The sequence below is a fragment of the Arcobacter sp. L genome, assembly GCF_000284235.1.
Lineage (GTDB): Bacteria > Campylobacterota > Campylobacteria > Campylobacterales > Arcobacteraceae > Aliarcobacter > Aliarcobacter defluvii.
The window spans coordinates 1,766,466-1,790,510 of the sequence record NC_017192.1 but is presented as its reverse complement, the minus strand read 5'-3'; the positions used below and the strand labels follow the sequence as shown (position 1 = coordinate 1,790,510).

General features: G+C 23.8%; 26 protein-coding genes. 19 read left to right on the top strand and 7 right to left on the bottom strand.

Features of this window, described 5'->3' with window-relative positions; translation table 11 throughout:
• Positions 1 to 4: 4 nt before the first annotated feature.
• From ABLL_RS08870 to ABLL_RS08855, 4 genes are read right to left on the bottom strand one after another with little or no spacing between them, the layout of a single operon-like run.
• A complete protein-coding gene (locus ABLL_RS08870; RefSeq protein WP_014474457.1) occupies positions 5 to 1,051 on the bottom strand; it encodes an AI-2E family transporter in 1,047 nt (348 codons plus the stop codon).
• Positions 1,052 to 1,088: 37 nt separating this feature from the next.
• Positions 1,089 to 2,861, bottom strand: coding sequence for an ABC transporter ATP-binding protein (locus tag ABLL_RS08865; RefSeq protein ID WP_014474456.1), 1,773 nt, complete (start codon positions 2,859 to 2,861; stop codon positions 1,089 to 1,091).
• Between the two features lie 12 nt (positions 2,862 to 2,873).
• Positions 2,874 to 3,521 carry a winged helix-turn-helix domain-containing protein gene (locus ABLL_RS08860; protein ID WP_014474455.1) on the bottom strand — a complete coding sequence of 216 codons (648 nt, stop codon included), beginning with the start codon at positions 3,519 to 3,521 and terminating at the stop codon, positions 2,874 to 2,876.
• A 30-nt stretch (positions 3,522 to 3,551) separates the two neighbouring features.
• Positions 3,552 to 3,842: a hypothetical protein gene (locus ABLL_RS08855; RefSeq protein WP_014474454.1), complete on the bottom strand. Its 291-nt coding sequence runs from the start codon at positions 3,840 to 3,842 to the stop codon at positions 3,552 to 3,554.
• 158 nt (positions 3,843 to 4,000) lie between these two features.
• On the opposite strand from ABLL_RS08855, the gene ABLL_RS08850 reads away from it, so the two are divergent.
• From ABLL_RS08850 to ABLL_RS08830, 5 genes are all read left to right on the top strand, one after another.
• Positions 4,001 to 4,243: a DUF1104 domain-containing protein gene (locus tag ABLL_RS08850; RefSeq protein WP_041654812.1), complete on the top strand. Its 243-nt coding sequence runs from the start codon at positions 4,001 to 4,003 to the stop codon at positions 4,241 to 4,243.
• A complete protein-coding gene (locus tag ABLL_RS08845; RefSeq protein WP_014474452.1) occupies positions 4,233 to 4,901 on the top strand; it encodes a response regulator transcription factor in 669 nt (222 codons plus the stop codon). The genes ABLL_RS08850 and ABLL_RS08845 overlap by 11 nt, the downstream gene beginning before the upstream one ends.
• On the top strand, positions 4,858 to 6,045 hold the full coding sequence (locus ABLL_RS08840) for a HAMP domain-containing sensor histidine kinase (protein WP_041654811.1): 1,188 nt from the start codon (positions 4,858 to 4,860) through the stop codon (positions 6,043 to 6,045). Before ABLL_RS08845 ends, ABLL_RS08840 begins: the two co-directional genes overlap by 44 nt.
• Positions 6,039 to 6,386, top strand: coding sequence for a hypothetical protein (locus ABLL_RS08835; RefSeq protein WP_014474450.1), 348 nt, complete (start codon positions 6,039 to 6,041; stop codon positions 6,384 to 6,386). Before ABLL_RS08840 ends, ABLL_RS08835 begins: the two co-directional genes overlap by 7 nt.
• Before the next feature lie 68 nt (positions 6,387 to 6,454).
• Complete coding sequence (locus ABLL_RS08830) at positions 6,455 to 6,880, top strand: glycine zipper 2TM domain-containing protein (protein WP_014474449.1); 426 nt, start codon at positions 6,455 to 6,457, stop codon at positions 6,878 to 6,880.
• Between the two features lie 27 nt (positions 6,881 to 6,907).
• Here the strand turns inward: ABLL_RS08830 and ABLL_RS08825 are convergent, their stop codons facing one another.
• Complete coding sequence (locus tag ABLL_RS08825) at positions 6,908 to 7,735, bottom strand: flagellin (protein ID WP_014474448.1); 828 nt, start codon at positions 7,733 to 7,735, stop codon at positions 6,908 to 6,910.
• 127 nt (positions 7,736 to 7,862) lie between these two features.
• Between ABLL_RS08825 and ABLL_RS08820 the strand changes: the two genes are divergently transcribed.
• From ABLL_RS08820 to hemH, 10 genes are all read left to right on the top strand, one after another.
• On the top strand, positions 7,863 to 8,189 hold the full coding sequence (locus ABLL_RS08820) for a DUF309 domain-containing protein (protein ID WP_014474447.1): 327 nt from the start codon (positions 7,863 to 7,865) through the stop codon (positions 8,187 to 8,189).
• Positions 8,186 to 8,701 carry a 3'-5' exonuclease gene (locus tag ABLL_RS08815; RefSeq protein ID WP_014474446.1) on the top strand — a complete coding sequence of 172 codons (516 nt, stop codon included), beginning with the start codon at positions 8,186 to 8,188 and terminating at the stop codon, positions 8,699 to 8,701. The genes ABLL_RS08820 and ABLL_RS08815 overlap by 4 nt, the downstream gene beginning before the upstream one ends.
• A 66-nt stretch (positions 8,702 to 8,767) precedes the next feature.
• Positions 8,768 to 9,724, top strand: a complete 957-nt coding sequence (locus ABLL_RS08810) for a DUF523 and DUF1722 domain-containing protein (protein WP_014474445.1) — start codon at positions 8,768 to 8,770, stop codon at positions 9,722 to 9,724.
• Complete coding sequence (locus ABLL_RS08805; protein ID WP_014474444.1) at positions 9,724 to 11,076, top strand: deoxyribodipyrimidine photo-lyase; 1,353 nt, start codon at positions 9,724 to 9,726, stop codon at positions 11,074 to 11,076. The genes ABLL_RS08810 and ABLL_RS08805 overlap by 1 nt, the downstream gene beginning before the upstream one ends.
• A complete protein-coding gene (locus ABLL_RS08800) occupies positions 11,063 to 12,472 on the top strand; it encodes an NAD(P)/FAD-dependent oxidoreductase (protein WP_014474443.1) in 1,410 nt (469 codons plus the stop codon). Before ABLL_RS08805 ends, ABLL_RS08800 begins: the two co-directional genes overlap by 14 nt.
• Before the next feature lie 27 nt (positions 12,473 to 12,499).
• Positions 12,500 to 13,207 (top strand): Sir2 family NAD-dependent protein deacetylase, encoded by a 708-nt coding sequence (locus ABLL_RS08795; RefSeq protein WP_014474442.1) that lies wholly within the window; start codon positions 12,500 to 12,502, stop codon positions 13,205 to 13,207.
• Positions 13,208 to 14,203 (top strand): sensor histidine kinase, encoded by a 996-nt coding sequence (locus tag ABLL_RS08790; RefSeq protein WP_014474441.1) that lies wholly within the window; start codon positions 13,208 to 13,210, stop codon positions 14,201 to 14,203. It begins immediately after the preceding gene.
• A 5-nt stretch (positions 14,204 to 14,208) separates the two neighbouring features.
• On the top strand, positions 14,209 to 14,910 hold the full coding sequence (locus tag ABLL_RS08785; protein WP_258239372.1) for a LytTR family DNA-binding domain-containing protein: 702 nt from the start codon (positions 14,209 to 14,211) through the stop codon (positions 14,908 to 14,910).
• Between the two features lie 79 nt (positions 14,911 to 14,989).
• On the top strand, positions 14,990 to 15,439 hold the full coding sequence (locus ABLL_RS08780; RefSeq protein WP_014474439.1) for a hypothetical protein: 450 nt from the start codon (positions 14,990 to 14,992) through the stop codon (positions 15,437 to 15,439).
• A 1-nt stretch (position 15,440) separates the two neighbouring features.
• A complete protein-coding gene (gene hemH, locus ABLL_RS08775) occupies positions 15,441 to 16,376 on the top strand; it encodes a ferrochelatase (RefSeq protein WP_014474438.1) in 936 nt (311 codons plus the stop codon).
• On the opposite strand, the gene ABLL_RS08770 is transcribed toward hemH, so the two are convergent.
• Positions 16,377 to 17,243 carry a GGDEF domain-containing protein gene (locus ABLL_RS08770; protein WP_014474437.1) on the bottom strand — a complete coding sequence of 289 codons (867 nt, stop codon included), beginning with the start codon at positions 17,241 to 17,243 and terminating at the stop codon, positions 16,377 to 16,379.
• 216 nt (positions 17,244 to 17,459) lie between these two features.
• Here ABLL_RS08770 and ABLL_RS08765 point away from each other — a divergent pair, with 216 nt between their 5' ends.
• Complete coding sequence (locus ABLL_RS08765; protein WP_014474436.1) at positions 17,460 to 17,774, top strand: helix-turn-helix domain-containing protein; 315 nt, start codon at positions 17,460 to 17,462, stop codon at positions 17,772 to 17,774.
• Between the two features lie 6 nt (positions 17,775 to 17,780).
• On the opposite strand, the gene ABLL_RS08760 is transcribed toward ABLL_RS08765, so the two are convergent.
• On the bottom strand, positions 17,781 to 19,007 hold the full coding sequence (locus tag ABLL_RS08760; RefSeq protein ID WP_083840927.1) for a DEAD/DEAH box helicase: 1,227 nt from the start codon (positions 19,005 to 19,007) through the stop codon (positions 17,781 to 17,783).
• Positions 19,008 to 19,265: 258 nt separating this feature from the next.
• Between ABLL_RS08760 and ABLL_RS08755 the strand changes: the two genes are divergently transcribed.
• The 3 genes from ABLL_RS08755 to ABLL_RS08740 are packed head-to-tail and all read left to right on the top strand — an operon-like array spanning position 19,266 to position 23,572.
• Positions 19,266 to 19,904, top strand: a complete 639-nt coding sequence (locus ABLL_RS08755; RefSeq protein ID WP_014474434.1) for a hypothetical protein — start codon at positions 19,266 to 19,268, stop codon at positions 19,902 to 19,904.
• Positions 19,905 to 19,928: 24 nt separating this feature from the next.
• A complete protein-coding gene (locus ABLL_RS14735; RefSeq protein ID WP_014474433.1) occupies positions 19,929 to 22,886 on the top strand; it encodes an ABC transporter substrate-binding protein in 2,958 nt (985 codons plus the stop codon).
• A complete protein-coding gene (locus ABLL_RS08740) occupies positions 22,886 to 23,572 on the top strand; it encodes a response regulator transcription factor (protein WP_014474432.1) in 687 nt (228 codons plus the stop codon). The genes ABLL_RS14735 and ABLL_RS08740 overlap by 1 nt, the downstream gene beginning before the upstream one ends.
• Positions 23,573 to 24,045: the final 473 nt, after the last annotated feature.

The following is a 24,045-nucleotide window of genomic DNA, read 5'->3' as shown; positions in this document are numbered from 1 at the left end:
CTTTTTATGCTTCTTTATTGTTTTTTTCTCTTTTTCTTGATAAATCTGACATTAAAATTCCAAGCCAATGCGTTCCTAAATTTGAATCAAAAGCAATTTTTAAAGTCATTGTTATTGGAACAGCTAAGAACATTCCTACTATTCCTAAGATGTAACCCCAAAAAATTAAAGAGAAAAAAATAACTAAAGGAGAAAGACCAAGTTCTTTTCCCATAAGTTTTGGTTCTAGTATATTACTTATTGAAATATTTATTACAACATAGAAAATTGTAATCCAAATAGTTGCATTTACATCAAGATTCATTATTGCTAATAATATCGCAGGAAATGATGCAATAATAGAACCAACAACAGGAACAAAGTTGAAAAGCATTGCAATAACACCCCATAAAATGGGGTAATCAACTCCGAAATATGACAACATAATAGCAATTATAAAACCTGTTAAAAAACTTGTAAATGATTTAACAACAAAGTATCTTTGAATGTTATATGAAAAAAGATTAAAATGTTCAAGTTTTCTTGCATTATTTCTAAAAATAACTCTTAGTTTTGTTTGGAAAGATTTTGATTCTGCTAAAATAAAAGCTACACCAATTACAACTAAAAGAAATTTTGATAAGAAAGTACTAATACTTCCAATAATATTTGTAGTAAAACCAAAAAAAGAACCAAAGTTTAGACTTTCCATGATTTTTGCTTTATCGATTTCAACACCATATGCTTGTATAAAATGAATTGAATTTAAAATCAGATTTTTAAATTTTTCTTCATATATTGGAAGATTTGTAATAAAATCTTTTAATGAAATATTTACTACATAAGCTAACATTAGACTCACTAAAATTACTAAAAATAAAATAAATATATATGATAAAACTTTAGGTATATGTTTTTTTTGCAGTATCTTTAATAAAGATGAAAATATTGAAGAGATAAAAATTGCTAAAAATAGTATAACAACTACTTCACTTGACATTTTAATTCCAGCTATAATTACAACAAAGCTTGCAAAATAGAAAAAATAGTTTTTTAAATTTATTGCATCCATCTAATACCTTTTAAATTTTTTAGTTTGTTATTATAGTTTAAATAAGCTGTTGTTTTACAAATTCTAAATAGTGACCTTCTTTTTCTTCTAAATCCTTATGATTTCCACTTTGAACTAATTTCCCATCATCTATTACATAAATCATATCAGCATTTTTTACAGTACTTAATCTATGTGCTATAGTAATAACAGTTTTATTTTTTAAAAATTCTTCTAAATCACTAAAAAGTTTTGTTTCCGTATGTACATCAAGTGCAGAAGTTGATTCATCAAAAATTACAATAGCTGGATTTGCTATAATCATTCTTGCTATTGATAATCTTTGTCTTTGACCTCCACTAAGTCTTATTCCATGTTTTCCTACAATCGTATCAAGTTTATTTGGCATATTTTCAATACTTTCATATAATTGAGCAATTTTTAAAGCTTTATAAATTTCTTCATCACTTATAACTTCATTTCCCATAGTGATATTAAATCGTAAACTATTATTAAATAAAATGGGCATTTGTAAAACTAAAAAGATATTTTCTCTTAAACTTTGTCTTTCAATTTCGTCAATACTAATATTGTTATATAAAATATCTCCAGAAGTTTTAGAGTAAAAGCCTGAAATGATATGAGCAATTGTAGTTTTTCCACTTCCACTTGCTCCAATAATAGCTATTTTTTCTCCTGCTTTTATATCAAAAGAGATATTTTTTAAAGTTTGTTTGCTTTTATTATATGAAAAAGATAGATTTCTTATAGAAATATCTATTTTTTTTATATTTTTATTTAGTTTAATTGTTCCATTTTTTTCTTTTTCTAATTCTAAAATCTTATTTATTCTATTTATTGCAGTTTTTGCACTTGCATATGAGTATTGAATAGTTAAAATGTCTTGGATTGGAGTCATTATAAACCAAATATATCCAAACATTGCAAACATTAAACCAATTGATAAATCACTATAAGCAACTAAAATCAATCCAACAGCTCTAAAAATTTCAAATGCAATTAAAAAAATAGTAAATGAAAATCTCTCATAAGCAACACTTTTATAGTTAAATTCATTTGAAGTTTTTTGAATATTTTTTGCTTTATTTATTGAATCTTCAAAAAAATATTTTTCTTTATTGCTAGCTTTTATTTGACCAAATAAATCTAAAGTTTCATTTATATTATTTTGAAAAATTTCAACTGCTTTATTCTCTTCTTTTTTTAATAAACCTGTTTTATTTGCAATTTTTTTTGATAATATCATGATTATAGGTTGAATAAACAAAATCATTAAACCTAAAATGAAATTTATTTTAATTACAACTATTGCAACTGCAATTAAAGTTAAAGTAGAAGATATTAATTTACTTGAAACAGATACAATAAAATTATCTAAAGTATTAACATCAGTTATTAAGTTTGCACTTATACTTCCACTTCCTAAACTTTCGTATTCATTCATATTCACCAGTTCAAGATGATTTAAGAGTTTTTCTCTTATTTTAAATGTTACAAACTTAGAAATTTTTGTAAATATTTTGGTGATAATTACACTAAAAATAAAATAAGTTAATCTTAAAAATAAAACAATAAATGTAACTATTGTAATATAATAAAAAGCTGAGCCATTTCCCAAAAGTTTATCAATATTTGTTACAAAAAAATCAGGTTTGTTAAGTAATACTTCATCTACTAAAAGTGGTAAAAGAAGAGGAATAGGGACACTTATTAGTATTGCAATTATAGTTATTACTTGCCCAAAAATAAGTGATTTTTTATTTTCAAGCAAAAGCTTGAAGATATATTTTAAAGATATTTTTTCATTCATTTAACATAAGCTTTATATATCTATCCTATATCCTACACCTGAGACATTTTTTATTAATTCTTTATAAGTTTTTTTTCTTATTTCTTTAATTAAAGATCTTAATGCATCCTGAGTCATAGAACCATTCCAAATTTCATTATTTATATTATCATAACTTAAAGCTATATTGCTATTTTTAAAAATAAAATCAAAAAATAAAATTTCCTTTTTTGTTAGAGGAATTAAAACATTCTTTTTAAATAAAATTTTATTATATGTATCATACACAAAATCATTTTTTAGTGTTTGTATATTTGAAGTTTTTGAATCTAAATTCTTTATACAAATTTTTAATGTATCAATAAAATCATTTATACAATTTAAATTATGGATAAATTTTATTTGAGTTAATTCAAGACTTTGTAATAAATGAGTATCATTTAATTGGTCTAAAATTGCAATTATTTGTATTTGTTTATCTAAAACTCTGACTTGTTTTAATAATTCAAAATTATATTTTGTAATAACTACATGAATATCCTTTGTATTTATTAAATCTATTAATTCTTCATGATTATCATAATTAAAAGAGTTGTTAGAATAAGAAGATAGATATTCACTAAATTTATTATCAAGAATATTTGAATGGTAACAAATGTTAAAATATTTTAATTCTTTCATTACTATCCTTATTATTTAAAATTAAAATTTTTATTCATTTGACATTTTTTCACAAATATCAAGTTTCATACCATCATGATAAATACAATTTAGTCCACAATTAAATGAAGCAATATTTTCTAAATTTTGATTTTTAATTTCTAAAATAGAGACTTTTTTGCACTCTTCAAGAGAAGTAAAAGTTATAGGACTTTTTATTTTATTTTTTGTATCTTCTTTTTTAGGATATATAAAAGCTGTCCATTTTTCTTCTTTTTTTTCACCAAAACAACCATTTAATAAAAAAATTAAACAACTCATAATTAATATATTTTTAAACATAATCTCTCTTTTTATTTGATTTTAGTGAAAAATTATTTAGAGAATCCTAAAATTTATCAATTGATAATTATTTTTCTTTTTTTTTGAATAAATATATTGTATATTCAACAATTATTATACGTTTGTTATGTTACAATGAAAATAAAAAAGTTGAGAAGATGAAAAAAGTTGTATTAATAATTTTTTTATTATTTAGTTCTTTGCTTGCCAAAGAAGATTATTCTGAAATGAGCACACAAGAATTAATTGAAATAATTGGTTATGTAAAAGATGAGAATAAACTATCTTTTTTAAAGGAATTAAATTCTAGAATTCCAAAAATGAGTGAATATGAAAGAACTCAATATGAAAAAAGATTAAATGAAACATTAGAAGAAAAGCAACTTGAAAATGAAAAGTAAAATATTATTATTAGAAGATGATTTAAATCTGAGTGAAACGGTATCAGATTATTTCGAGGAACAAGGTTTTGATGTAGTTTGTGTTTATGATGGAGATGAAGCAATTTCTTCTATTTATGAACATAATTTTGATTTATTATTACTTGATGTAAATGTTCCAAATAAAAGTGGTTTTGATGTCTTAAAAGAAGTTCGAAATCAAAACAAAAATACTCCAGCTATTTTTATTACTTCTTTAAATTCTATGGATTCTTTAGAAGAAGGATTTTCTTGTGGTTGTGATGATTATATTAGAAAACCATTCGAGTTAAAAGAACTTTTAATTCGTGTTCAGACAATATTAAAAAGAGAATTTTCTAATAAAAATGAATTAATAAATATTACAGAAAAAATCACATTTAATTCTATATCTAATGAATTAAGAGACAATGGAGTTGAAGTAAAATTAAATTTAAAAGAGTTAAAACTTTTAAAACTTTTTTTACAGCATCCAAATGAACTTTTAGTTCATGATAGAATTTATGATTATGTTTGGGATTATGATGAAGAGTATAGTGATAACTCTTTACGAACTTATATTAAAAATCTTAGAAAGATTTTAGGAAAAGATAAAATTGTTAGTCTTAAAAAACTCGGGTATAGATTTAACCAAGAGTGAAACTAGAACTATTCTAGGTTTCTCTTTTTTATACTCTTTTCTTGTATTAGTAATTTTAAGTGTTGTTACATTTTTATATTATCAATTCCAAAAAGATTTGATGTTACAAGAAAAGAGACAACTTTTACAAAATTATTCAAATAATCTAATCTTTAGATTAAAAGATTTACATATTAATATTGATAAAAATAATATTTATCCACGAGATGAAAAGTTTGAATCGGCAATTTTTGATAGTGATAAAAAGAAAATTTTTTCTACTTTAAAATCAGAAGAAGTAAGTTTGGATGATGTCATTTATTTAAGCGGTCATCAAATTCATTTTATAAAAGAACCTGAATCTTACTATCTAGGTTCAAAATATGTAATTATAGAAATTCCTGATGATAATATTTGGTTTGAGAATATAAAATATAAGATGATTATAGCCTTTTTAGGGGCTTTTTTATTTATGATACTTATTGGATACTTTATATCAAAACTTTTTTTAAAACCAATGCGAGATGCTTTACATTTGCTTGATAGATTTATAAAAGATACAACTCATGAGTTAAATACTCCTGTTACTGCAATTATTACAAATATTGAAATGATAAATAAAGATTTGTTAGATGAAAAACTTGCAAAAAAAATAAATAGAATAGAAATTGGAGCAAAAACTATTTCAAATATCTATGAAGATTTAACTTTTGTAACTTTAAATAATCAAATAATATCTAATAATGAAGAGATTAATTTATCAAATATTCTAAAACAAAGAATAGACTTTTTCTCAAGTATCGCAACAATGAAGAAAATAAGATTTGATATATACATAAAAGAAGATGTTATGATTTTTTGTGATATTAAAAAAATTTCAAAATTAATAGATAATTTACTTTCTAATGCAATAAAATATAATAAAATCTCAGGTTTTATAAAAGTAGTATTGAGTAAAAATAGCCTAAGTATTGAAGATAGTGGAAAAGGAATAAGTAAAGAAAATCTTGACAAATTATTTGAAAGATATTCTAGATTTGATAAAAGTGTAGGTGGTTTTGGTATTGGTTTGAATATTGTTTCTTTGATTGCAAAAGAGTATGATTTTAAGATTGAAGTTACGTCAGAAATTGATGTTGGTACAAAGGTAAAGATTAGATGGTAAGAATTTTTATATTTATAAGTTTATTTTCATTAACTCTTTTTGCTGCTAAAAATGATAAAAATAATATATATGAAACAGATTGTGTTAAATGTCATAATAGAATACCTGTAACTATAGATAAATATTTTTATAGATATTTACTAAAGTATAGTAGTGAAACAGAAGTAAAAAAAGCAATGTTTGCTTTTTTGAAAAATCCAACTAAAGAAAAAACTATAATGTCTGAATCTTTTATAACAAGATTTGGAATAAAGAAAAAAACAAAATTATCTGATAAAAAATTAAATGAAGCTTTAGATATTTACTGGGAAAAATATAAGATTTTTGGTAAGTTGAAATAATTTTTTACTTCCACAATATATTCACAATAAAGGCTTATACTAATCCAAACAAGATAAAAGGATATTAAATGAAAAAAATTTTATCAATACTTTTAATTTCAAGTTCTTTAGTATTTGCAGATAATAACTCAATTGGTTTAGATACAGTAGTTGGAGCAACATTAGGTGTTGCTATTGGAAATCAAATAGGAAAAGGTAGTGGCAAAGATGTTGCAAGAGTAGCTGGTGGTTTATTAGGTGCAACAATTGCAAATAATTCACGAGATTCAAGAAATTATTCAAATTATAATAATACGCCTTATAATAATGGCTATGAACGAACTACAACATATATAAGAGATGATTATTACGATGACTATTATGATAGAAGACCACCTACAGAAGTAGTTGTAATTTATGATAGTTTCCCAAGACCATATTACTATCCTGGATTTTATCCTCCTAGACACCATCATAGAAATTTCCATGATTTTCATCATGGATATAGAAGATAAAAGCTCAAGTTTTAACTTGAGCTTTTTTTATGAAAGAAGTCTTAAAACAGTTTGCTGATTTATATTATTTGATTGGGCTTGTCCAAAAGCACCAATTTGAGCTAATATATTTTGTTTTGAAAAATTTGAAGATTCTTTTGCATAATTTGTATCAAAAAGTGAAGCAGCACTCAAAGTGCTTGTTTGTTGAGTTAGAAGATTTCTATTTGAACTTTCTAATTGATTTTGAACAGAACCTATATTTCCTCTAATGTCATTTAAATTACTTATTGCATTATCTACAGTTTCTAAAAAACTTTTTGCTGTATTTGAGTCAAAAGTAGTTGGACTTTGATTTACTAAATTTGTAAGTCCTAATCCTTGTGTGTTCGATTGTACTCCACCTGATTCAATAATATCTTGACCAACTAATCCATTTTGATACTGTAAAGTTTGAGAAGAAGAAGTATCTGTTTGACTATTTTGAAGTAATGTTGTTCCATTATAGTTTGTATTACTTGCAATTTTATCAAATTGTTCTAGTTGTTTTTGTATATCTTTTAATATTGCATCTCTACCTTCTTGGCTTGTTGTATCAGTTGAAGCTTGAAGAAGTTTTTCTTTTACATTATTTAAAATATTTGATTGTTCATTTGTTGCACCTGAAGCTATTTGAGTTGCTGCAATTGCTGAATTTGTATTTTCAATAGCCTGCGCATAACCATTTGATTGTGTTAATAAACTGTTTGCAATTGACAAACTAGAAGCATTATCACTTGATTGATTTAGTTCAACACCAGTTGCTATTCTTGTAAGTGCTTGATTTGCATTTAAATAAACATTTTGATTTAAGACAGAGTTTGAATTTATTTGCATGATAAACTCCTTTAAAATTAATTCATCTTACTAATTAATCATAGTATTTATTGCTTTAAAATATTATTAACAAATTAAAATTATTATTAACTTTTGATACAATATAGAAACTAAAATAGGCTAAAAAATGCAATTAAATGAAGAATTAAATGACATTATTTTTCTATTAGAAATAGAAAATTTTATTGAAGCGCATAATAAATTAGAAGAACTTTGGAAAAAATACAAAAATGATGAAAAAACAAGAGAGGAATCATTTATCTTAAAAGCCTTTGTAAATGCAAGTGTAAGTTTTGAACTTTTAAAAATGCAAAGATTTGAACATGCATCAAATGTTTGGAATACCTATAAAAAATATGAAGATTTAATAGAAAAACTATATACTACGAATTCAAAAAATTATAAAAAAATAAAAGAAATAGTTTATAAAAAAAGAGAAAAATATATAAAATGATAATTTTAGATTTTGAAACAAATAGTTCAAATATTGGTGATGTAATAGAAATAGCAGCTGTTAAGATAGATAAAGATTTTAATATTTTAGATAAATTTCATAGATATTATTTATCACGATTTCCAGTTAATTTTTATTCATATGCAGTTCATAGATTAACTCCTGATTTAATTCTTGATTATAGAAAAGATAAAAGTTATAGTTCATATTTTACTGAAGATGAAGATTTTGAAGAGTTTTGTTTTGGAACTCAAACTTTAATCGCTCATAATATAAAGTTTGAATTAAGACATATAAACAATAGAGTTAAATTTGAAAATCATATTTGTACAATGAATGAAAATAAAAAAATAGTAAATGTTTTTGGAAAAAATGGAAGAGTAAAAAATCCAAAACTTGATGAAACTTGTTTATATTATGGAATAGAATTTGATGGAGAAAAATATCATAGTGCAACTTATGATGTGACAAAGACTTATGAAATTTTAAAAAGAATGAAATTGAATCTATAAACTGAATAAATTTACCTACAAATAGACCTTTTTTTGTTATAAAATAAAATAAAAAAAGGATTTCTCATGAAATTAGGAGTTTCTGCTTGTTTGATTGGAACAAAATGTCGATATGATGGTGTAGGAGCAACTGATAAATTTATAGTTGATGTTTTACAAAAATATTTTGAAACATCATCTTATTGTCCAGAAACTATAATTTGGGGAAGTCCACGAGAAGCTATTCGACAAACTTTAGATGAAAATGGGCAACTAAAAATTGTAACTTCAACAAAAAATCCAAAAGATGTAACAACTGAACTTGAAAATATCTCAACAGAATGTGCAAATAGAATTGAAAATGATGATTTATGTGGTTTTATTTTAAAATCAGCATCTCCTACTTGTGGAATGGAAAGGGTAAAAGTTTACAAACCTTTTAATGCACCAAGTGTGAAAAATGGTGTTGGAGTATTTGCAAAAAAAATAAAAGAAAAATATCCATATTTACCAGTTGAAGAAGAGGGAAGATTGATTGACCCTTGGCTTAGGGAAAATTTTTTGATGCAGATTTTTGCATATCAACATCTATTTGAATTTTTAAAATCAAATCCAACTTTAAATGATTTGGTGATTTTTCATACTTCTTATAAATATTTAATCTATTCAAAATCTCAAAAAGCTTATACAACTTTAGGAAGAATTGTTGCAAATAAAGATAAAAAACAATTAAATGAAATTTTAGCAGAGTACAAAGAAGAGTTTTTAAAAGCGATAAGTTTAAAAGGAAGTGTAAATAAAACTTACAATGTACTTCTTCATATTTTTGGATATTTCAAAAAGCTAATCACAAAAGAGGAAAAAGAAGAGATTTTACAAGCTTTAGCTGAGTATAAAGAAAAAATTATTCCTTTGATTGCAGTTATGAAACTTATAAATTTATATGTAAAAAGATTTGATGTACAGTATTTAAAAATTCAAAAATTTTTAAATCCATATCCAAGTGAATTAGCTTTACGAAGTGATATTAAGGCTTATAAATAATGAAACAAATTTTGTGGTTTAGAAGAGATTTAAGAGTAACTGATAGTGCAATATTAGCTAATGCTAAAGATGAAGTGTTGCCTATTTTTATATTTGATAAAAATATCTTAGATAAACTTTGTAAAGATGATAAAAGAGTTACATTTATCTATAAAAATGTTTTAAAACTAAAAGAGGATTTAAAAAGTATTGGACTTGATTTAGCAATATTTTATGGAACTCCTAAAGAAGTCTTTGAAAAACTAAAAAATAAGGGTTTTGATACTGTTTTATGTTCAGTTGATTTTGATAATTATGCAAAAAAAAGAGATGAAGAGATATCTAAAATCATTGCAATGGAAACTTTTACGGATTCATTTATAATTCATCCAAAAGATGCTTTAAAATCTGATAAAACTCCATATAAAGTTTTCACTCCTTTTTATAAATCACTTAATTTTATTTGGGAAAGTGAGAGTTTAGTTTTATTTGAAAGAAATAAAAATCTAAAGAAAATAGAGTTTGATTATGAATTTGTTCCAACTTTAAATGAACTTGGATTTGAAAAACAAAAATTACCAGAGTTTTTAGAAAAAAGTGCAGATGAACTTATAGATGAATTTTCCTTGAAAATTGTAAATTATCAAGAAGATAGAGATTTTTTTTATAAAAATGCAACTTCAAATTTAGCTGTTCATTTACGATTTGGTCTTATAAGTCCTCGAGAACTTTTTAATAAAATAAAAAAAGTAAGAGCAATTCAAAGTCAAAAAGATTTTTACATACGAGAGCTTTTTTGGAGAGAGTTTTATAACTATATTTTGTTTCATTTTCCAAAAAGCGAGTTTGAAAATCTAAATGAAATAAAAGTAAATTGGTCTTCAAATGAAGAGAATTTTCAAAAATGGTGTAAGGGAAATACAGGTGTTCCACTAATTGATGCTGCTATGAGATATTTCAATTTAACTGGAACTATGCACAATCGTTTAAGAATGATTGTTTCTTCATATCTAACAAAAAATTTATTAATAGATTGGAAAAAAGGTGAAGAGTATTTTGCTTCAAAACTAATTGATTATGAAGCAAGCTCAAATATTGGCTCTTGGCAATGGGCTGCTAGTACTGGTGCTGATGCTGTGCCATATTTTAGGATTTTTAATCCATATTTACAAAGTGCAAAATTTGATAAAGATGCAATTTTTATAAAATCAGTAATCTTAGAATTAAAAGAGGTAAATTCTAAACTAATCCATGTTGAAAATGGTGTTCAATCAAATATGTTTTTAGATTATCCAGCTCAAATAGTAAGTATTGAATTTTCAAGAAATAGAGCAATTGAAGAGTTTAAAAGAGCAAACAATGAAAAAAGTTGAAATTGCAGTAATTGGCAGTGGAATTGGTGGAGCAATGATTGCTTCATTAAATCAAAAAAAAGATTTAATACTTTTTGAAAAAGATAAAAACTTAGGTGGTTGTGCTTCTACATTTAAACGATTTGGAGAGTTTTTTAACACAGGAGCCACAACTTTTGTAGGATATGAACAGAATCATATTATAAAAAAAATATTTGATGAAGTTGGATTAAAGCCTGATCTAATTGAGAGTCATGTGGCAATAAGAACTATTCAAAATAAAAAAATAGTTGATAGAGTTGAAAATTTTGAAGAGTTTTTATCAAATTTAAATAGTGTTTATTATCATGAAAACAATAGAATTTTTTGGAAAACTATAAAAGAGATAGATGAAAAATTTTGGAAATTAAAAAATATTTATTTTTCAAAATATAGTTTTAAAGCATATGCTAAAACAGCACTTTTTATAGTTGCACTTTTCAAAGAATTTGGATTTTTATTGTTTAAAACAGCAGATGGATATATAAATGAAGTTTTACCAAATATTTCAAAAGAGTATAAAGCTTTTATTGATTCACAACTTTTGATAACTTTACAAACAACTTCTAAAGATTTATCACTTCTTGCATTGAGTTTAGGATTATCTTATCCTTTTCACAAAGTTTATTACTCAAATGGTGGAATGGGAAAAATAGTTGAAGATTTATTAAAAGAGGTAAATGTATCAAATAAAGAAGAGATAATTTCTATAGAAAGATTTGAAGATAAGTATAAAATAATTTCAACAAAAGATGAGTATTTAGCTTCAAAAGTTATATTAAATTCTACAATATTTGAGAGTTCAAAACTTTTTTTAGATGAAGATATAAAGAAGTATTACGAAAAGTTTTCATTCAATGACCAAAGTGCTTTTGTTGTTTATTTGAAACTAAACTCAAAAGAGAACTTTTTACATCACTATCAAATAATTTTAAAAGAGAATATTCCAAATTGTATATCAAACTCTTTTTTTGTTTCATTTTCAGATATAAATGATGAAAAACTCTCACATAATGGTTATTCTATAACTATATCAACCCACTCGAAAGCTATTTTTTGGGAAGGTTTGACTAAAGAAGAGTATGAGAATAAAAAAGAAGAGACAAAAGATTTTATTATAAATGAGTTTTTAAAAAATTTTGATTTTGTAAAAAAAGAGGAGATTACTGTATCTTTTGCTGCAACTTCAAAAACATTTAATAGATATATAAATAGAACAAATTGTGGTGGTAAAGCAATTACTCTAAAAAATATTTTAGAACTTCCTAGTTGTAATACTCCTTTTAAAAATTTATATAATGTTGGTGATACTATTTTCGCAGGACAAGGTTGGCCAGGGGTTGCTATTGGGGCTGATATTTTGAATAAAATGTTATAATGAAAAATATATATTTTAGGGATAAATATGGCAAAAGTAATCATTTTAAGTGGTGCAGGAATTAGTGCAGAATCTGGAATCTCTACTTTTAGAGATAGTGGTGGATTATGGGAAAATCACAAAATAGAAGATGTTTGTATGTTAGGTTGTTTAGAAAAAAATAGAGTTGAAACTTTGAATTTTTATGATTTAAGAAGAGTTGAATTAAAAGATAAAGAACCAAATCATGCCCATAAAGTAATAGCTAATTTAAAAGAAAAATATAAAGATAAAATAGCAGTTATCACTCAAAATGTTGATGATATGTTTGAAAAAGCTGGATGTGTTGATGTTTTACATTTGCATGGTTTTTTGAAAGAAGTAAAATGTGAAAGTTGTGAAAATATAGTTAATATTTCTTATGAAAAACAATTAGGTAGTTTTGAAGTTTGTCCAAAATGTGATAATTTTTTACGTCCTAATATTGTATTCTTTGGTGAAATGGCACCTAAATATCAAGATATGTTTATGGAGTTTAATGATTGCGAAGTTTTAGTAATAATTGGAACAAGTGGAGCTGTTATAAATACTGATATGTTTTTAAATCCTGATATTAAACTTTCTATTTTAAATAATATAGAGCCAAGTGATTATTTGATGGAAGAGTTATATACAAAAGTATTACATAAAGAGGCTACAAAAGCAATTGATGAAATAGCTTTTGATATTGAAGAATTTTTAATAAATGGAAAATAAATGAATATAGTTGAATTAAAAATATCACCAAAAGATTGGCTTTATATAATCATAATTGGTGCATTTTTTGGATTTTTTATCTCTTTATGTTTCTATTTTTTAAGTTATGATTTACAAAATATTTCAACTATTATTTTTAGTACAAGTACAGCTATTTTTATCTCTTTATTTGCATTTTTTTTGATAACGATTTCAAATAAATTTATTCTTCCAAAAGTGAAAAAAAAGTTTTGGTATTTGATTAGTTTTATATTCTCTTTTTTATCTGGATTTGTTGGATTTAGTTTTTCATTTTTACTTTTTTCTTTTGGTGATTTAAAGATTTTAAATATTATTTCACCTTTTTGGATTTATATATCAATCACTATTGGATTTTTGACTTTTTTAGTTGGATTGATTTTGCATCAGTTTATTTCAATGAAATACAAAAATGAAGAGATAAAAAATCAAATTTTAGAGACAAAATTAAAAGCTTTAGAAAATGAATTAAATCCTCATTTTTTATTTAATGCTTTAAATTCTGTATCGGAATTAATTTATCAAGACCCAAAAAAAGCTGAAAATGCAGTTATTCAAATCTCGAAATTTTTAAGAAATGCCATAAATAAAGAGAGTTTAATAACTTTAGAAACAGAACTTTCTATGGTAAAAACTTATGTAAATATTGAAAATGTAAGATTTGATGAAAAAATTGTTTTAAAAATTGATGATTTTGAAGAGTTTAAAGATATAAAAGTTCCAAAATTTTCAATTCAACTTTTAGTAGAAAATGCAATAAAACATGGATTTACAGGTGCTATTCTAAATATAAATATAAAGTTTGATAAAAATAGTATTATTGTAATAAATGATGGAAAAATAACTACAAATCCAAAATTTGGTACAGGATTATCAAATCTTCAAAAAAGATTAGAACTTCAAAAAGTAGGAAGTTTGAATTTTGAGATTGCAGATGAAAAAATGAAGTTTATAATAAAAATAAAGGATAAATTTTGAAAGTAATGATTGTTGATGATGAAAAATTAGCTCTTGATAGATTAAAAAGATTATTAAATGAAAATGGAATTGAAGATATTATAGAGTTTAATAATCCAGTTGTTGCACTAAAAGAGATAACTAAAACAAAATTTGATGTCGTTTTTTTAGATATTTCTATGCCAAATATTAGTGGTTTTGAACTTGCTGATTCGATTATGAGTATAGAGCCAAAAACATTTATTGTTTTTCAAACAGCTTATGAAGAGTTTGCTTTAAAAGCTTTTCAAAGTGGAGGAATGGGTTATTTAGTTAAACCAATTGAATCAAATGATATAAAAAATATTTTAGAAAAAATAAGATTATTTAAAAGTTCAAATGTAAATGAATCAAAAAAGATATTAGGAAAAAGAGGAGATAAACTCTATTTGATAGATATCAATGAGATTTATTATATAAAAGCTGACCTTGATGAAGTAATAATAAGAATAAAAGAAGCAGATGCTTATGTAAGAAGAAGAATAGGGGATTTAGAGACACTTTTAAATGAAAAAAATTTCTTTAGGATTCATAGGTCTTACATCGTAAATGTTGATAAAATAAAATCTATGAGAAGTGTAGAACAATCAAAACTTGAAATATCTTTTGATGGAATTGGTGAAATAATAACAAGTTCAAAAGAGGGTGCTAAAGAATTTAGAGAGTATATAGAAAGAAGAAGCTTATAAACCTACAAAAATGACCTACTAAACAAGCTTTTATTTTTGTAAATTATCCTTGTATAAAAGATTTATACAAGGAGTAAAAATGCAAACATTTATAAAAAGTTCATATATTAACTGTGATATTAAATCTTTATTTGATTTTCATATTGATACAAATAATATTAAAAAAATAACTCCAACTGACACAAAAGTAGAATTACTAACAAAAGATTTTAAACCACAAATTTCAAAAATATTAAAAATAAAAAGTACAAAGTATTTTATTCCTATGCTTTGGGAAGTTAAAATAGAAAAAATTGATGAACCAAGTTTGTTGGTTGATGTGGCTTTAAAATCACCTTTTGCTTTTTGGGAACACAAACATATATTTATAAAACATGGAAATATAAGTGAATTAAAAGATGTAATTACATTTAATATGCCATTTGGAATTTTTGGAAAATTATTTGAATGGTTTGTTAGAAATGATTTGCAAAAAATGTTTGATTATAGACACAAAATTACAAAAGAAATTTTAGAAAATAGGAAATAACTTGAAAAAAGCAATAATATTGATGAATATGGGTGGACCAAATAATTTAGATGAAGTAAAAGTTTTTCTAAAAAATATGTTTAATGATAAATATATTATAGGTGCTCCTCAACCAATAAGAGCATTAATTGGTGCGATTATTGTTTCAAAAAGATTAGAAATAGCAAAAGAAAATTATCGAAAACTAGGTGGAATTTCACCAATAGTTGGTCATACAAAAAGATTAGTAAGACGTTTATCAAAAATAGTTGATGCTGATGTTTTTTATGAGATGAGATATACATATCCTTTTGCAAAAGATATTTTAGAAAAAGTAAAAGATTATGAAGAAATTTATGCAATTCCTATGTATCCACACTATTCAAGTACAACAACAAAATCATCTTGGGAAGATTTAATCAAAGTTGCTAAAAATCTAAAAATAGAAAATAAAATAAAAACAATAGATAGTTATTATGACAATGATTTTTATAACAAAGCTATAGTTGAGAGAATAAAAGAGGCTTTAAAAGATGATGATTCAAACGATTTTGAGCTTATTTTTTCAGCTCATGGATTAACACAAAGAACTATAAATAAAGGTGATTTATATCAAAAACATATTTTAGCAAATGTTGAATATGCAAAAAAAGAGCTTGAAAAACAAAATATAAGATTTAAAGAAATTCATATGGCTTATCAATCAAGACTTGGTCCAATGGAGTGGTTACGTCCATATATGGAAGATAAACTTAAAGAAATTAGCTCAAAAGTGATTGTTTATCCTATATCTTTTACTGTTGATAATTCAGAAACTTTAGGAGAATTGGTTCTTGAGTATGGCGAATTAGCACATGAATTAGGAATAAAAGATTATAGGGTAGCAAAGGCACCAAATCATCATCTCTATTTTTTAGAAGCTTTAAAAGAAATTTATGAGGAAATGAAAAAATATTAATTAACACTCAATTTTATCTCTACCTAATCGTTTTGAAGTATATAATAATTCATCAGCTTTATGTATTACTTCATTGATTGATTTTTCTAAAGTTGCTTCTACAATACCAAAAGAACAAGTTATTTTTATTTCAAAAGAGTTTGTTGAAAAAATCTTTTGATTTATTATTTCTTTTATCCTGTTTATAATAAATAGAGCTTCATTTATAGAAGTATTTGGTAATAAGATTAAAAACTCATCACCTCCCCATCGAGAAATAGAATCATATTCTCTCAAATTATCTTTTATTAGTTTTATTAATTCTTTTAATATGAAATCCCCTGAACTATGAGAATAAGTATCATTTATAAATTTAAAAAAATCAATATCAAAATAAACAAGAGAAAAAGCTTTTTCTCCTCTTTTCATTTCAGAATGTTCTTTTTCTAAAAATTCAAGAAATATTTCTCTATTCCATGCTCCAGTTAATTTATCCAATTGATTTCTAGTAAAATCAAATCTTAATATAATTTCATTAAGTGAAGTTGTTAATTTCTGATAGTTAAAATGTAAATTATCAAATAATTCTTCTGTTATTATTTTATTTTCTAAATGATTTAATAATATATTATTGATCAAAAAATGAAATTTTTTATGAGTTCTTAATAGTTCATAATAGTTTTTTTGAGAATCTATTTTTGAGATAAATTGAATAAATTCTTTAAAAGAATGATTAGTATATTTTTTTATAATTTCTTTTTTTATTGTTTTTTTACAAATTATTTCTCTTATTGTATTATTATAAATAAAAGAACATTTACAGATAAATTTATTACTTTTTAAAATGACATTTTCAATTTCTTTTTTTGTATAAATATGTATTGCCAACTATTAGACCTTTTTTATCTTTTACAATAATTATAAAAATTTTGATTGTATGGATACCTTATTTTACTTAAAATAAAAATTTTGGTAGAATAGCCGGTTAATTGGCTATTTAAGTATTAAAATAATTCCCTTAATAATTTTATTACTACTGAAATAGTAGCAAATTATTACACCATTGTCAATAAGAATGGAAAAATTTTACTATAAAGAAATAAAATGTTACATTTGAGATTGAGAGAAGCTAGAGAAAAAGCTGGTCTAACATTAGATGAATTGTCAAAGAAAATCAATATTTCAAAAAGAACTCTTCAGAATTATGAATCTAATAAAAATGAACCAACAGTAAGTATTGTTAATAAAATAGCAGAATTTTGCTATGAAGATGAAATTTATTTACTTACTGGAAATAGTGAAATAAAGATAAACTATGAAAAAGAAATTTTGAAAATGCTAAATAATTCGACTAAAGAAGAAAAGGAATATATATATCATCTAATTAAAGTTGAATATATCAAAAATAAAATATCTTAAGATATTTTATTTTCGGAAACTTCTATTTACATCTCTTTTTGTAGTTTTTTTCTTTTTTGCTACTTTTTTTGGAGTATTTGTTTTTGTATATCCTGTTTTTTGAGCAGTTTTTTTAGCTTCTGCTTTTTTAACGCTAAGTTGTTTAGGTCTTGCTTTAAAAAGTCTTGGTTTTTTTTCTGTTGTTTCAAAACCTTCAATCTCAATTCTTGGAATATTTATGATTAATTCTTTTTCAATTTCAATCATAAACTTATAATCTTTTACACTTAAAAGAGTGATTGCAGTTCCAGCATTTCCAGCTCGTCCAGTTCTTCCAATCCTATGTGTGTAATCAGCTATTGTTTCTGGTAATGCAAAGTTTACAACAACAGGTAAAAGTTCTATATCAATTCCACGTGCTGCAATATCAGTTGCTACTAAAACTCTAATATCACCAGATTTGAATTTTCTTAGAGCTTTTGCTCTTGCTGATTGTCTAACATCTCCATGAATACACTCAGCAGGAAGTCCATCAAGTTCTAAATGTGCTACTAAATCATCTGCTTCTTTTTTCATATTTACAAAAACTAAAACTTGAGAATAGTTTCTTGATCCAATTAAGTATGATAATAGTTCAGCTTTTTTATCTGCATCAACTAAAACTATTTGTTGTTCTATTATTTTTACACTTGAACGTTGACTTGCAACTTCTATTACAACAGGGTCTGTTAAAAATTCTTTTGCAAGTTTTTTTACATTTTGATTCATTGTTGCACTAAACATCATAATTTGTCTATGTGGTCCAACATTTGGAAGAATTTTTTCAATATCTTCTAAAAATCCCATGTCAAGCATAGTATCAACTTCATCAATTACAACTGTTGTAACACTTGATAAATCTACTGTTTTATTTTTTAAGTGTTCCATCAATCTTCCTGATGTTGCAACTAAGATATCAACACCTTTAGCAAGTTTTCTTTCTTGTTCTTTTGAAGAAACTCCACCAAAAACAGCAAGTTTTTCTATTTGTAAATATTTTGCATAATCATCAACAGCTTTTGCTATTTGAGTTGCAAGTTCCCTTGTTGGAACTAATATTAAAGCTCTTAAAATAGGTAAACTATTTGTTTGCTTTTTTTCAATTAATTCTTCTAAAATAGGTAATAAAAAAGCTGCTGTTTTTCCTGTACCACTTTGAGCTGCAGCTAAAATATCTCTTCTTTTTAAAGCTACTGGAATTGCTTTTTTTTGTATTTCAGTTGCTTCTTCATATTCTAAATCTTTTAATGCATTAATAATTTTTTCATCTAAGTTTAGTGATGTAAAAGTTTTAATAATTTTTCCTTTTAATCTTAATTTTTTAGTGATTATATCTAAAAAGATATTAGTTTTAAATTTTACTTAAAATTTTGAATATTAAATGTATAATTTTTTTGTTTATTAAAAATTTATTAAATCTTTTGTATTAATTGAATAAAATAATATTTCAATATTATTATTTAGGAATAATTTTTGTTAGATATAAAAATATTAATTTTAATTTCTTTTTTTAGTTTGATTTTTTTAATGATAACAAGTTTAATTTTTTACTTTAAATTACCTCAAAGAAAATATCCTAAATATTTTGCACTTTTTTCAGTGCTTTTTTTTATAGGTCAAGTATTAACTACTTTAAGAAATGTTATTCCTGATTTATTATCTATAATAATTGGAAATATAGTATTGATTTTAGGATACATATTTTTATATATTGGAATTCGTGATTTATTGAATTTAAATGCAAAATGGCATGATCGTTATTTTATTCCTATTGGAGTTATTTTATTTGGTTTAATTTTGTTTACATATGTTTATTATGATGTTGCGATGAGAATAGTTATATTTTCAATTTTTTGTATTATTTATGGTTTTATTATAACTTTATTATTTTGGAAAAATAGAAGAAAAGAATTTGAAATTTTTGATTTAATATCTTCATTATTATTTTTTATTGGAGTTATTATGTTTACTGTTCGAACTTTTAAAGCTTCAAATATTAAATTTCCCATAAATTATCTTGCTACGACAGATTTAATGATTACTTTAGTATATTTATATCTGTTTTTTATAACAATATGGTTGAGTATTTTGTTGATAAAATCTTCAAAATAGATAATTTTATATAAAGAGGAAGAATTGAGATATATATTACTGTTTTTTTATTTGTTACTTTCTAATCTTTATGCAAATAATAGTGAATTTTCAAATCTAGAAAAAATAAAATTGCAATTACAATGGGAACATCAGTTTGAATTTGCAGGATTCTATGCGGCAAAAGAAAAAGGTTTTTATAAAGATGAGGGACTTGATGTTGAGTTTATAGAGTTTGATCCTAAAAAAAATATAGTTGATGAAGTAATAAATAAAAATGCTGATTATGGATTAACTTATTCAGCATTAATTGCAGATTATATGAATGGAAAACCTCTTATCTTTGTAGCTAACTTTTTTAAACAATCCCCTTTAGTATTGGTAACTCAAAAAGATATATTTACTCCTCTTGATTTAAAAAATAAAAAAATTATGGGATTATTAGATAGTAGCCACAAACAAATTTTTTTAACAATGTTAGATAAGTTTAATGTTACAAAAAATGATTTTAGGAATGTTCCTAGAGAATTTGGAATAGAGAGTTTTATTACTAAAAAAGTTGATGCCTTAAGTGTTTTTACTACAAACGAAATTTATACTTTAGATAAATTAGGTGTAAAATATAATATTTTAGATCCAGCTGCTTTTGGAACGAAGTTTTATGATTTAAATCTTTTTACAACTAAAAGTGAACTAATAAATAACCCAACACGAGTTGAAAAATTTAAAAAAGCTTCTATAAAAGGTTGGGAATATGCTTTAAAACATAAAGAAGAGTTAGCGGATATAATAATAAAAAAATATAATACTCAAAATAAATCTAAAGAAGCTTTACTTTTTGAAGCAAATCAAATTGAATATCTAATGTTAACTAACATTTATCCTATAGGAAGTATTGATTTTGAAAGAGTTCAGTTAATTTCAGATAGTTTTGCTAACTCATTACTTTTGCCTAAAGAATCAAAAGAAAAATTAGAGGAATTTATATATAAAAATGATTTAAATACTCTTGATTTAACACCTAAACAAAAAGAATATTTAGCAAATAAAAAAGAATTGAAAATGTGTGTTGATCCAAACTGGTTACCTTTGGAAAAAATTGAAAATGGAGAACATATAGGTATTGCTGCTGAATTTATACAAGCAATATCCCAAAAAATTGCATTACCAATTCATCTTATTGAAACTCATAGTTGGTCTCAATCTTTAGAAAAAATAAAAAGAAGAGATTGTGATATTTTATCTCTTGCAGAACAAACATTATCAAGAAAAAAATATCTTGATTTTACATCTCCTTATATTAAAGCACCTTTAGTGGTTGCAACAAAAGGAGGTTTGCCATTTATTAGTAATTTAGAAAGTATAAAAGATAAGACATTAGGTGTTGTAAAAAATTATTCAATTGTAGAATTATTAAAAAATAAGTATCCTAATATAAATTTAATAGAAGTTGATTCAATTCAAGAGGGATTAGCCTTTGTTGAACAAGAAAAGATTTTTGGTTTTTTAGATAATTCTATGGTTATAAATCATGAAATACAAAAAAATAATATGTCAAATATAAATATAACGGGACAATTTTCTGAAATATTTTATTTAAGTATAGCTTCAAGGAATGATGAGCATATATTAAATGAGATATTAGAAAAAGCTCTTTTATCTATTGATAGTAATGATAGAACTTATTTTATGCAAAAATGGAATAATATCAAGTATCAAGTAAAAAGTGATTATCAATTATTATCTCAAACACTATTTTTTGGAATAGTGTTAATTTGTATTTTTATATATTGGAATTTAAAATTAACAGAAGAGATAAAAAATAAAGAACTAATTCAAAAGCAGTTAAAACTAAGTGAAGAGAAGTTTAGAACACTTTTTGATATAGCTCCTGTTCTTTTAGATGCTTTTGATAAAGATGGAAAAGTTGTTTTATGGAATAAAGAGTGTGAAAAAGTTTTTGGTTGGAGTTTTAAAGAAATAAAAGAAGAAAAAAATCCTTTAGATTTATTTTATCCTGATCCTTTGATTCAAAAAAGAATTTTTGATGCTTTTAATGATAATAGTGAAAATATTTATCAAGAGTGGATGCCAATGACTAAAAATGGAAGACAAATTATTACAAAATGGGCAAATATTAGACTTCCAAATAATGAATTACTTCATATAGGTTATGATATAACTCAACAAAGAAATAATGAATTATCACTTCAAGAAGCAAAACAACAATTAGAAGAATTAAATAGTTCTTTAGAAAAAAGAATTGAAAATGAAATTCAAAAAAATACAAAACAACAAATAATGCTAATGCATCAAAGTAAATTAGCACAAATGGGAGAAATGATTGAAAATATTGCACATCAATGGAGACAACCTTTGGCTCAAATTAACTCTTCTGTTCTTTTAATAGATGTAGTATTGAATAAAAATAAATTTAAAAATCAAATTGTTGAAAATAAGTTAACAGAAATTGAATCTTTAACTGCATATATGTCTAAAACTATTGATGATTTTAAAAATTTTTTTAGTCCAAATAAACAAACAAGTATTTTTAAGATTGAAACAGCTGTTCAAAAAGCAATTGATATTGTAAAAGGATTAATACATTTACATCATATTCAAGTAATTGTAGATATAGAAGAAGATTTAGAAATTAATAGTCATTTAGAAGAATTACAACAAGTTATTCTTACAATCTTAAATAATTCTATAGATGCTTTACTTATAATGAAAATATCTTCACCTAAAATTAATATAAATGCCTTTAATCAAGATGACAATATAGTAATAGATATAGAAGATAATGCTTTAGGAGTTGATGTTGATCTTTTAGATAAGATTTTTGAACCTTATTTTACTACAAAGCGTAAATTACAAGGAACAGGATTAGGTCTTTATATGGCTAAAATGATTATCGAAAATGGTTTATTGGGGACTTTAAGTGTTGAAAATAAATTAAATGGTGCGTGTTTTACAATAAAAATACCAAAAGGAAAAAAATAATGGAAAATATTTATCCATATAAAATATTATTTGTTGAAGATGAAAAAGCAATTAGAGAAAATTATGTTACATATTTAAAAATGTTTTTTAGTGAAGTTTTTGAAGCAGAAGATGGAGAAAAAGCTTATGAACTTTATAAATCAAAAAAACCAGATATTATGATAGTTGATATAAATATTCCAAAAATGAATGGCTTAGAATTACTTGAAAAAATAAGAGAAAATGATTATTCTACTAAAGCAATTATGTTAACAGCACATTCTGATAAATCATTTTTGTTAAAGGCTGTAACATTAAAACTTACAAAATATTTAGTTAAGCCAATTAGTAGAAAAGAGATAAATGAAGCTTTAGAATTGACAATAAGTGAATTATTAAAATATGATGTTTCTCCTATACAAAAAATTAATTTGTCTTTAGAATATAGTTGGAATGTTCAGTTAAAAGAGTTGAAGCATCATAATAATGTAATTGAGCTTACAAATAAAGAAAGAAATTTTTTAGGATTACTTTTTTCACATAAAAATAGAGTATTCACTTATGAAGAAATTTTTGAACATGTTTGGGGATATGATGAATCAATTACAATAAATGGACTTAAAAATATGGTTAAAAGATTAAGAAAAAAATTACCTGAAAATACAATTCTAAATATTTTTAATGAAGGATATAAAATCAATTTTTGATTCTATATGCTATTAAACTAATAATCCATAAATTTAATGCAAGTATGTATAAATTAGGTAAGATAAGAAAAAAATCTGTATTACTAAAATAGTATGCTGATATATTGATTGAATAAGAGTATAAAGATAAAATAAAAAATATAATAGAACCAATTAAAAATATTATTGATGATATTTTGTCAAAAATTCTGTATTTTATTGAAGAATTTTTCCAAAAGAACAAAAATGAGAAAAAAGTATAAACCATAGCAAAAAGATTAAAAATTATTACTCTCATATGTATATTAAAATCAATATATGTGAAAATATAATGTCCCATAAAGATAATAAAGACAGGTAAGCAATATCTAAACTCCCATTTAGATTTTAAATTGACTATGGCTCTAGTTGCTAAATATAAATTTAATGATCCAGTTGCAAATAATGTATTTGCAATAACTATTGAAAAAAAATCAGAAATTTGATTTCTAAAA